Below are 2843 nucleotides of genomic sequence, written 5' to 3'. Positions count from 1 at the left end.
GATTGAAGGCCTTTGAAGAAATGAGACAGGAGTTAAACAACAACAGGCGCCTGGGGCTTAATTTCATGATGTCAGTGACTCATGACCTGAAAACTCCGCTCACATCCATTCGGGGGTATCTGGAAGCTATCCGTGACGGTGTGATTGAGTCTGAAGAAGAAACCATTAAAATCGTGGGTATCCTTTTGGGGAAAGCCGGTTTATTGGAAGAACGAATTGATGAAATGCTGGATTTTTCCCGGGTGATAAGCTGTCAAACAGAAGAAATGGGCGAAGAATACCCGGTTAGAGAGTGGGTTGATGAATTGATTCAGTATTTTACTGAAGAGTCATTGTTATATAGGAAAAATTTTACTTTCAAAGAAAATTTCCCGGATCATCTAAAATTTACAGGCAGTGAAAAACAGCTGAGCCGGGCCATCATCAACCTCTACGACAATGCCTGCAAGCACAGCTCTGAAAATGATTCCATTCTGTTTTCTGTAAATTATGACAGAGAACATCAGCAATTAATTCTCAGGATGGAAGATAGTGGTCCTGGTGTTCCCGCTGCAGAGCGGGAAAGAATTTTTGAATTGTTTTTTAAAAAAGATCATGGGAGAAATACACGGGGCATGGGCATTGGTTTGTCTTCTGTGAAATTTGTCGCGGGTTTATACCGGGGATCGGTCAATTGCAGGGAATCTGATCTGGGAGGAGCCTGTTTTGAATTCATCCTCCCTGTCATACTGGATGAACGTATCAGATCATAGAAGCCCTTATCAGTATTGATTTATAATAATATCATTTATAAATAGTAGTAATTACGTTAGATGAGGAGAAATCAAATGTCAGTTCAAAAGTTAAGGAAGGGTGAACGTATTGTTGGAACGATGATCAGAATGTCCCGAAACCCGGCTATCCCCCAGTTAGCCAAAGCGGCTGGCCTTGATTATAGTATGTATGATTTAGAACATGGAGCACTCAGTCTTGAAGAGTTTTCAGATGCGGCAAAAGTGGCCCGTTCCATAAATCTTGGTATATATATCAGGGTTCCTGAATTATCAAAGGCATTTGTATCCAGAGCGATGGATCTGGGTGCAGATGGAGTCATGGTTCCCATGATCAGTAACCGGGAAGAGGCTGAAAAACTGGTTGCCTGGTCCCGATACAGCCCCTTAGGCAGGAGGGGACTCACTACTTTAGGAGAGCATACGAATTTTGAGAAGAACCTCCTTCCAGTTCAGGAATATATGGAAGAGCAGAATCAAAAGACTCTGTGTATCGCCCAGATTGAAACAAAAGAGGCCATCGATAATATTGATGCCATAGCCTCTGTTCCCGGATTGGATGTTTTACTCATCGGTCCCAATGATCTGGCTGCTTCTCTGCAAGTCCCGGGACAGCTGATGTCCGATAAAGTTCAAGAGGCTATTTCTAAGGTTGTTGAAGCTGCAATTCATCATAATAAGTTCTTTGCGATGCATGCTGATGATAATTTGCTTAATCTTTGGCTCGATAAGGGTTTGGTTATGATTATGAATAGTCTGGATATTCATATCATGGCTGCAGGATTTAAAGAAATCGCAGTTAAATTCAATAAGTGAAAAAACGGCGGAACAGGGAGAGCCTGAGTTCCGCCTCTCTTTATATCTGAATGACAAGATCATAGAAGACCCTGTTCCAGGAAGCTGAAGTAGCCGGAGGGACAGAAAATCAGATGATCCAGTATGGGGATACCAAGAATTTCCCCTGCGTCCTGGAGCCTTCGGGTAATGTCCCGGTCTTCCCGGCTGGGTTCCAGATTTCCCGATGGGTGGTTGTGTGCCACGATCAGGGCCGCGGCCCTGTCATGAATGGGATCCGCATACACCTCTCTGGGGTGCACTATGGTCCTGTTTAATAAGCCTTGAGACACCTGGCGTGTTTTTATATGTTCATGAGCACCGTTGAGACTGATGGTAAAGAAGTACTCCTGTTTCCGGTCGGCCATGTGAGCCAGAAGAGGGTAGGCGTCTCCTGGTTGGGAGACCTTTTGCCCGGTGCTGAGATAATGCCTTCTGGAAAACTCCAGCGCAGCCGCAATCAGTGAGGACCGGGCCATCCCCATGCCTTTCACGCTCATCAGTGTCTCCAGGTCGGGCAGTTCTTTTTCCTTGTCCAGCAGGTTCAGAAGATCTCCTGCAATCTTGTCGACGGAACAGTTCTTCTGTCCGCTTCCTATCAGGATCTTCAGCAGTTCTTTGTCGTTCAGGACGGAAATGCCATAGTTCATGGCTTTTTCTCTGGGTTGAAGTGTGCCTCTCGACTGTATCTTGTACTTTTGATTTGTTTTCATAACGAAATTACGGACAGATCAGTCTTGATGCTTCATTGATATTCTCTATTCAAAAAAAAAGTTATAGAGAATTCGAAACTGTTCTTTTCGTTTATGATGAAAACTTCAATTACGATTTAGGTAATAAGCTTCTTAAAATTACTATTTCATAAGGATACATATTTATACTGATAATCTGAATTGAATGGTGATAGCCCATTTCGCAAATCTGCCGCACAATGCTAGAGAAGCATTATTAAAACGCTTCTATAAGCCCTTAGAAACAAACAGATTTCATTCAGATTTAAATTTTTAGTACAATTCAATGATTCTAAAAGCAGTAGAAATACTACTAAATTACTATAATATTGAGTTTCAGCCATTGACTGCTCAATAAAAGAGGATTACCCTATAAAGATAGGGTCGGGGGGTATAGTATTTATTGAAGAAAAGACCGTACTTTTACAAGGCCCGGTTTTTCAGCAATGTTGAATGCAAGCTAATATTTTGTTGTTGGGGTATTAAATTTTGAAAGTAAAGAAGTTTT

Annotated in this window: 3 protein-coding genes; 2 read left to right on the top strand and 1 reads right to left on the bottom strand. The window is 42.3% G+C overall.

Annotated features, from left to right (window positions below; genetic code table 11):
* On the top strand, positions 1-752 hold a 752-nt coding region (locus tag PF479_RS02950; protein ID WP_298002073.1), incomplete at its 5' end, for a sensor histidine kinase KdpD.
* 75 nt (positions 753-827) lie between these two features.
* Positions 828-1586, top strand: coding sequence for an aldolase/citrate lyase family protein (locus tag PF479_RS02945; protein WP_298002071.1), 759 nt, complete (start codon positions 828-830; stop codon positions 1584-1586).
* 59 nt (positions 1587-1645) lie between these two features.
* On the opposite strand, the gene radC is transcribed toward PF479_RS02945, so the two are convergent.
* Positions 1646-2317 (bottom strand): DNA repair protein RadC, encoded by a 672-nt coding sequence (radC, locus tag PF479_RS02940; RefSeq protein WP_298002069.1) that lies wholly within the window; start codon positions 2315-2317, stop codon positions 1646-1648.
* Positions 2318-2843 lie beyond the last annotated feature (526 nt).

Origin of the sequence: Oceanispirochaeta sp. (assembly GCF_027859075.1) — a bacterium.
GTDB lineage: Bacteria > Spirochaetota > Spirochaetia > DSM-2461 > DSM-2461 > Oceanispirochaeta.
This window is presented reverse-complemented; position numbering and strand designations above follow the sequence as displayed.

Bases quoted from the DNA above. Each gene is read 5' to 3' on its own strand.
- PF479_RS02945 (WP_298002071.1), top strand. From the start codon at position 828: ATGTCAGTTCAAAAGTTAAGGAAGGGTGAACGTATTGTTGGAACGATG.
- radC (WP_298002069.1), bottom strand. From the start codon at position 2,317: ATGAAAACAAATCAAAAGTACAAGATACAGTCGAGAGGCACACTTCAA.